Below are 7,567 nucleotides of genomic sequence, written 5' to 3'. Positions count from 1 at the left end.
GATACCGGGCGGCACTCTTCCTCCAGGCGACGTCGACAAGTACGTCCTGCCTCTGGTCAAACCGCCGGCGATGCCGGGGAAATCCCTGAAAAAGACGGACCAGTATACGATTGCCGTGCGGCAGCTCGAGCAGCAAATTTTGTCGCCGCCGCATCCCACGACGACCGTGTGGAGCTACGGTTCTGCCAAACATCCAGAGACTTTCAACTACCCCGCTTTCACCATCGAGGCCCGATACAATCGACGCGTCGAGATCGTCTGGAAGAACGAGCTCGTCGATTCGAACGGCAACTTCCTCCCGCATCTGCTGCCCGTGGATCCGACGCTTCACTGGGCCAATCCGCCCGGTGGTCTGGCCGGCCGTGACCGGCGGCCCACCTTCAACGAGACTCCGGGGTCCTATATGGGACCCGTGCCGATCGTCACCCACGTGCACGGTGCCCATACGACAGAGGATTCAGATGGCTACGCCGAAGCCTGGTATCTTCCCGATGCGAAGAACATTCCCGGCGGCTTCGCCCGCACGGGCACGTTCTTCGATTACTTCAACAATAAATACGAAAAACGGTGGGCGCCCGGCTCAGCGACCTTCGAGTACCCAAACAGACAGCGAGCGACCACTCTCTGGTATCACGACCACACGCTGGGCATGACCCGTCTCAACGTCTATGCCGGGCCGGCAGGCTTCTACCTGATCCGCGGCGGAAAGGATGACTTCGTTCGCGGGAATCGGGGCCGTTCCGACGCGCTTCTGCCCGGGCCCGCCCCGGGGGTAGGTGACGACCCTTTTGGAGACTACGGAGAGATCCCCATCGCGATTCAAGATCGCTCGTTCAACACCGATGGCTCCTTGTTCTATCCGGATAACCGCGAGTTCTTCGACGAGTTCGCCGGGCCATTCATCCCCGATAGCCCCGTGTCACCCATCTGGAACCCGGAGTTCTTCGGCAACATGATGGTGGTCAACGGGCGTACCTGGCCATTCCTCGACGTCGACCGGCGACGTTATCGCTTCCGCTTCCTCAACGGATGCAACTCGCGGTTCCTGATCCTCAGGTTCAACGATTCCAACCTCAGGTTCTGGCAAATCGGCGCCGAAGGTGGCTTCCTGGAAGAGCCGGTGGAGCTCGAACAACTGCTCCTCGCCCCGGCCGAGCGGGCCGACGTGATCGTCGACTTCGCCGATGCGACGCTGGACGAAATCATCCTCGAGAACGTCGGCCCCGACGAGCCCTTCGGCGGTGGCGAGCCCGGAGTGGATTTTGCTGCGGCGGATCCGAGCTCGACCGGCCAGGTCATGCAGTTCCGCGTCGGGAATGGCCAGGTTAACGATTCCACGACACCGCCTCAGCATCTGAAGCTGCCCAACGTCAAGGCGCTCGGCAAGTCGACGCAGACGCAGTACCTGAGCCTGAACGAGGAAGTCTACGAACCGGCGGACGTTCCCTTCGCCGCTCTTCTGGGCCGGTACGACCCCGGGACGGGCCAGGCGACTCCGTTGCCATGGAGCGATCCCATCACCGAGAATCCAGCGCGGAGTGCCACCGAGACCTGGAAGATCCACAACCTCACCGTGGATGCCCATCCCATCCACATTCACCAGGTGCAGTTTCAGGTCGTGGGGCGTGAGGCGATAGGGGGAGGTCCCAGCATTGCAGGCACCAACGCTCCTCTGCCCTGGGAGAGGGGCTTCAAGGACACCGTGATCGCCTACCCGGGTGAAGTGACGACGGTCAAAGCCAGGTTCGACGTTCCCGGCGTTTTCGTCTGGCATTGCCATATCGTGGAGCACGAGGACAACGAGATGATGCGGCCGTTCCACGTCGGACCCATCCCGGCGGACTTTCCGGGATAAGCGCGAGCCTCAGCCTCGAGCGGTTCGGAACGTCAGGACGACGGCCGCGCCCCGCTCCACGTCCGAGGCCCCCTCCTCGACGGGAAGCGTCTGGCCGTCTGCGTCCTCGATGGCATCGTAGAGGATGAGCCTCAGCTCTTTTCCTGGCTCGAGCGTCTTGTTCGGCTTAACCGTCAGGGTGCGGCCGTTGCCGTCGTAGTGGACCTCGAGCTCGGGGAAGGGATTCCCGATGCCGTCGTCGTCGGCATACAGAAGATCCACGTTTCGGTGGAAGCTCGTCGCGTTCATGTCCTTGGAGAACTGGACGCGGAACTCGGAATCGAGCGGGATCGTCTCGCCCGCAAGGGGCAGCGTGAAGATGACTTCGGGAGGTGGCCCGATCTCCTTTTCAGCGGTGTGGTCGATCCGGACGGGCTCGAGGTCCGGATCGTCGGGATCCTCGGCCATTTCCACCTTTTCGGCTCTGAGGTAAGTCGTTTCTTCGTACTCCCAGGGCTGACCGATGACGCGGAGCCACTTTCCCGTGTCGCGCCTCCGAGCGGGGTTGAGCTCGAATCCGTCGCCTCGCGGCCTTCGACCGGTCACCCAGATGGCGGCGTCGGCCACTTTGATGACGAAATCACGCGGAGTGCGTTTGTCGCGGATCGAAAGGTCGCCGTAGAGGTTGCTTCCCCGGAACTTGCCCAGGACGACGATGCGCTTTCCCAGGTAGGGCCCCGGGTCCTTGATGAGAGCCCTCAAATCGACGGTCGCGAGGCCGGAGGCATCGATGTCGGGGTCCACGATGTCGGGCGTATTCGCCGGGTCCCCGGGTCCGAGATCGCTTTCGACCTCGGTGAGCGTCTCGACCCCTCGGACCGCGATGAAGTACTGCTTGTCGAAACCCAGCGAGTCTTGTCGCAAGACGCCGGGGTAATAGCGGAGCACGGGGTGGCGCTCGGGCATCATCACGCTCTGAAGGTCGAAGAAGATGCCGGTAATCAGAGCCCTCTGCCCCGCCAGGAACCGGAGATCCTCCATGCTCCCTGCCGCGGTGCCGATTCGAACGACGCGGAGGGTGTCCTTCCCTCGAAGCTCGAAGATGTTGCTATTCATGTCGGCCGTATCCCCGAAGTGGATTTCGCCTTCCACGATCACCGGTCGCTCGTTGTACAGCGCGCTCGTGGTGACGAGCTCGTGGATGCTCACACGCTGCGGCTCCTGGCCCTGGTACTGCCCGTATTGCGCCTCGAGAGTGGGGAGCGCACTAGCACAAAGCGTCGCCACGAGAACAGCCCGCATCATTCTGCCATCGTAGCCGTGCTCGAAACGCCGGTCAAGCTTCGGACGGGGTTGAATCCCTGTCGCCTGCTGGCGGAAAATGGCTCATGCCCCGAGCCCGTAGCCACGGATATCGTCCGTTCATGGTGCTCGAGAAGCTGGTCGCGAGCGGCGACATCGAGCTCGCGCCCGATACGGACAAGCTCGTCGCGCCGCCGAGAAAGCTCTCGCCCTCGCTCAGCGACGAAGAGGCCTTCGAGGCGGGTATGGAGGGCGTTCGCCCTCTCGGATGGAGCGAGACCCCTCTCAGCCTTCCCGTTCCTTTCGAGATCCCGAGGCGCTCGAGCGGCGAGGCCGAAGCTCTCGCCGAGCTCGCCGCCTTCGTGGACGGACAAGGAGAGATGGATCCCTTCGCGACCGGCGAAGGAATCGAAGGAGCCTCGAGCCGGAGGGGACGGCTCTACCTCCCGCGCCTGAAACGAGGCGATTTCTCGGTGCAGGACCACCTCGACCTCCACGGACTCGATCTCGTCGAGGCCAAACGAGTCCTCGAACGGTTCTTGCGCCGAGCGCGCCACCTAGGGCAGTCCTGCGTTCGCGTGGTCCACGGTCGCGGCACCCACTCCGACTCCGAGCCCTCGCTCATGAAGCGCGAGCTCACCCGTTGGCTTTCGTCGAGGCGTTTGAGCCGAACGGTCGTGGCCTTCGCCTCGGCGCGGTGGAAGGACGGCGGAAGCGGCGCCGTCTACGTGCTTCTCTACGGCAAGTGGCGCCCACCTCGTTAGAGAGCCTTGTCAACGCCGCCGGGCCAATCGGCGGATCGTCGCCTCGTCGGCCTCGGGACCGAGCAGGTGTCGTAGCGCCCTTTCCAGGATCTCGTCGCGGCCTTCGCGGACCCCGTCGATCGTCGGCAGGGCCACGATGTCGGGGACGATTCCCACGCGCTGGGTCGGCGTCTTGTCGGGATAGAAAACCCCGATACCGCTGATCATCGTCCGAAGCCCGCCCGGAAGCGGAATCGAAGACACGTTACCGTCGGCGCCGGCGGTCGTGCTGCCGACCACGACCGCATTCGGTCCGGCGCGAAACGCCATCGCCGTGTACTCCGCGGAGCTGATCGCCGCCTCGTCCACCAGGATCGCGATCTTGCCGCCGTAGGCCGGAGCCCGGGGCTCGAGGATCAAAGATTCCGTCCAGGTGAAGGCGCCGGGATTGTCGAGATCGCCCACGGTAAAGCGCGCGAACGGCGTCGGCTCGGTCACCAGGCGCGAGCCCAGATCGAAGACCACGAACTCGGAGGGGTAGCCGCGGATATCGATCACGAGACCCCGGGTGTCCGCCGCCCGCTCGAGATATTCGACGACATCCTGCGCGCGAATGCTCGAAACCTTCAAATACGCGACTTCGGGAGAGAGAAGCTGGAAGGTTTCGCCCGGCCGGTCGTGAGGCGTCGGTTTTGGTTGAGGCACCTCCAGGCGCGGAACGTTCACGGTCCGGGACGCACCGCTCCGTGCGATGCCGAGCCGGCTCGTTCCGCACTCGCCTCGGGGAAGAAAATGCGCGATGTGGGATAGCCGGGTCGTGTGGTTCGAAGCGCTGTAGTACGGCGACCAGGCTTCGATCAGAGAGCCGATCGGCTGGCCATCGATCGACTCGATGACGTCGCCAATCTCGAGAAGCGATGTCGTCCCCTGCCCCTCTCCGGTGAAATCGATCACCGTGGCTCGACCTTCGATGAAACGCAACCCGACGGGCCAAAAGCAGCGGCCGCGAGGAGGCCTGACGTCGAGCTCCGACCAGAGGTTCGCGTGCGTGTCCCCCATTCGCGCGATCAGCGCGAGAAGCTCGAGCCGGTAGAGATCCCAGTCGTCCGCGGCAACGAAACGCGGCAGGACCTGGCGAAGCACGGCGTGCCAATCGCCATCGATCTGATCTCGGTAGGGAAACCAGTACTCGATGATGTTCCACAGCCTCAGGAGCGACAGGATGCGATAGCCGGAGTCCGGTGGCTTCTGGCTCGGGTAGGGGAGCTCCCGGTCGAAAATCGGATTGCCGACTCCCGGGACCTGGGACACGTAGAACGGTTCGTCACCCGCGAAGCGATTCGTGTGAAGGTTCTGAAGCTGCCGCGAGAGCGTCTCACCGAGCGAGACGCCATCCTTGATCCACTCGATGGGCGGCAGGAGATGAGGGGGTCTCATCGGCGCCTGGGCACAGGGCTCACAGCGTTCGGGAACGCCGATCTCGTCTAGCCATTTCGACAAGGTTCGGTTGCGGTCGGCGGGATCCTCGGCATCCAGGACTCGGGGCAGCACCCGGAAGAGCTCGTAGTCCCAATGCAGCCCGCCTTTGGCGACGCGAGGGTGGTGGTACTTCAAAAAACCCCACACCGTGCCCAGAACCGCAACGTTCTCGACTTGACTCTCGGTCAACGACGAAAGCGTGATGCCCGAGCCCGCGTCGAACGCGCGATCCGTGTCGAGAACCGTCGTCGGGATCGCACGCCTGGGCGCCCGGTCGATGGGCTCGTCGTCCACGAGGAGCTCGAGGTCGTCGGCCCAGACCTTGCCCTCCCCCACGACGAGCACTCCAAAGAGGAGCTGGCGCGCTTTCGGATCCAGAGGCAAGCGAATCGCGTACCCGGTCCAGTCGGTCGTTCCCTGGACGGCTCGATTCTGCATGTTGTCGAACTGAAGGGGGCCGCTCGGACCGTCCTCTCGCATCCACAGACCCGCGAAATCGCTGACGTTCTCGGTGCGGAGGAACCCCCGAAGCTCGAGCCACTCGCCGCTGAAGTCGATCGGGAGCAGCTTCGTGATCGTGCTGAAGGCGCTCGCGCTCTCTGCGTCGCGCTCGAGCCGGGCGGCACCGCTGCCGGTACGCACGACGAGCCTGTCGAGGTGGATGGTCTCGGCCGGGCCGCCGCCCCACCCGTGAAGAGTCTCGCCTCCTCCCGTCCCTTCGAACCTCAGGATGGACTCGAAATCCGGCTCCTGAGCGAGCGCCATGGACGCAGCGAGCAGTACAAGCACCGTCCTGATGCCGGGAACCGATGTGCGCCTCACGGTGCTAATGTCACCATCAGATTCCGCCTCGAAAGGGTTCGGCTTCAGTCTTCGTCGCCTCGAAACGAGCGGAGCTCAGCGAGGTAGCTTTCCAACGCGCTCAAGCGACTCGAGAGCGCGTCCTGATCTACCAAAGCTCGCACCTCCTGCTAGGCGTTCCTTCTGCCGGCGGCGAAAGAGCCGACGAACAGGCTCTCGATCGCCGTGCTCGCGCATGGTGCGGATCCGCCACGTCCTCCAGGCCTGTCCGTCCTTTAGAAGCAGCACGATCCCGGTTTCCATGATGCGATGTCGGAGAAGCTCTGGCGCTTCATCGATGAACACCACATCCACTCGCCCCTGGGGAGCCAGATCGGCCAGGGCGACGGCGACTCGGGATTGGAGCCTTCGCCGTGACACGTCTCCTTCCACCGGAAGAACAGCCAGGTCGAGGTCGCTGTCCGGGCGCGCCTTTCCGGTAGCCCTGGAGCCAAAGAGAACGGCGACTCCGATCTCGGGAAACTCCTCGAGCAGGCGACGGGCCTGCTCCACGACTTCTCGAGCTCCAGACATGATGCCCCATGATACACCTGGCGCCATTGACGGGGGCGCTATAGTCTCGTTTCCATGACCTCCGTCTCAACATACTCCTCGGCTTGGAGCTTGGGCAACCAATGCTCATGAGCCGAAGCCTGTAGAATCGAGCGTCGTTACGAGAGCAGACGGTGGCGAAGCGTAGAAGAGAATGGCCCCCGTGGTGGGGATGGGAGCTCGAGCTCACCTTATATAAGTACAAGCCGCTTGCGAGAACGCGATTGTACGGAAATCCCAATTACGCCGTATGATGCAGAAAGCGGCGGCCTATCGCCCCTCCAAAAAGGGAGGGGCGATGGGTGATCGCGACCCGGCTTGGCGGAAAACCCTGGAAAGTGATCGTGGGACCGATCCCCGAAACAGAGCGATTGGTCGTCGTCACCGCCTACGAGGTGGAGAAACCGGAATGACGGATGTCTATCTAGAAGTCACTTATCGGGAGGGACGTCCATGGGTCGCCTACCTGTATCTTCCTCGCGAGAAAAGGGAAAAGAGCTATCGTAGTGCAGAGTGCTGGAGGTAGCGAATGGCCGGCCAACAACACGGCCATCGATTGTCCTCGAGAGGCGTCCTGAACGGCTGGTGTCCAGCGCATTCGCGTCTTTGACGACCGCGGGGCAAAGCGTCAAAGTCCCATCTCTTCGATCGAGCCCGCCGTCAGCACCCGCTCGAGATAGCGATCGAGCTCATCGACCGATTCCAGGCCCTCGATTCGGGAAATCGTCTCCGGCGGAAGCGAGCCGAATTTCGCCGTGAGCAACTGAGCGAGAGTCTTTCGTTTCCCTTCTCTGAGACCTTCCTCTCGGCCTTCCTC

6 protein-coding genes are annotated in these 7,567 nt (G+C 63.1%); 2 read left to right on the top strand and 4 right to left on the bottom strand.

The window, feature by feature from the left end; all coding sequences use genetic code 11:
* The first annotated feature begins 1 nt into the window (after position 1).
* Complete coding sequence (locus VEK15_27420; protein ID HXV64459.1) at positions 2-1,855, top strand: multicopper oxidase; 1,854 nt, start codon at positions 2-4, stop codon at positions 1,853-1,855.
* A 9-nt stretch (positions 1,856-1,864) separates the two neighbouring features.
* Here VEK15_27420 and VEK15_27415 read toward each other — a convergent pair whose 3' ends face one another.
* On the bottom strand, positions 1,865-3,139 hold the full coding sequence (locus VEK15_27415; GenBank protein HXV64458.1) for an Ig-like domain-containing protein: 1,275 nt from the start codon (positions 3,137-3,139) through the stop codon (positions 1,865-1,867).
* A gap of 83 nt (positions 3,140-3,222) precedes the next feature.
* On the opposite strand from VEK15_27415, the gene VEK15_27410 reads away from it, so the two are divergent.
* Positions 3,223-3,900, top strand: a complete 678-nt coding sequence (locus VEK15_27410; protein HXV64457.1) for a Smr/MutS family protein — start codon at positions 3,223-3,225, stop codon at positions 3,898-3,900.
* 9 nt (positions 3,901-3,909) lie between these two features.
* On the opposite strand, the gene VEK15_27405 is transcribed toward VEK15_27410, so the two are convergent.
* The 3 genes from VEK15_27405 to VEK15_27395 all read right to left on the bottom strand — a co-directional run.
* Positions 3,910-6,180, bottom strand: a complete 2,271-nt coding sequence (locus VEK15_27405; protein ID HXV64456.1) for a S41 family peptidase — start codon at positions 6,178-6,180, stop codon at positions 3,910-3,912.
* 75 nt (positions 6,181-6,255) lie between these two features.
* Positions 6,256-6,732, bottom strand: a complete 477-nt coding sequence (locus VEK15_27400) for a nucleotidyltransferase domain-containing protein (GenBank protein HXV64455.1) — start codon at positions 6,730-6,732, stop codon at positions 6,256-6,258.
* 646 nt (positions 6,733-7,378) lie between these two features.
* The coding region (locus VEK15_27395) for a DUF4351 domain-containing protein (GenBank protein ID HXV64454.1) at positions 7,379-7,567 on the bottom strand (189 nt) is incomplete at its 5' end.

Source organism: Vicinamibacteria bacterium, from assembly GCA_035620555.1.
GTDB lineage: Bacteria > Acidobacteriota > Vicinamibacteria > Marinacidobacterales > SMYC01 > DASPGQ01.
Note: the sequence above shows the minus strand (reverse complement) of the source record. Positions and strands in the feature narration are given on the sequence as shown.

Coding starts and splice junctions, on each gene's coding strand:
- VEK15_27415 (HXV64458.1), bottom strand. CDS start 3,139: ATGATGCGGGCTGTTCTCGTGGCGACGCTTTGTGCTAGTGCGCTCCCC.
- VEK15_27410 (HXV64457.1), top strand. CDS start 3,223: ATGCCCCGAGCCCGTAGCCACGGATATCGTCCGTTCATGGTGCTCGAG.
- VEK15_27400 (HXV64455.1), bottom strand. CDS start 6,732: ATGTCTGGAGCTCGAGAAGTCGTGGAGCAGGCCCGTCGCCTGCTCGAG.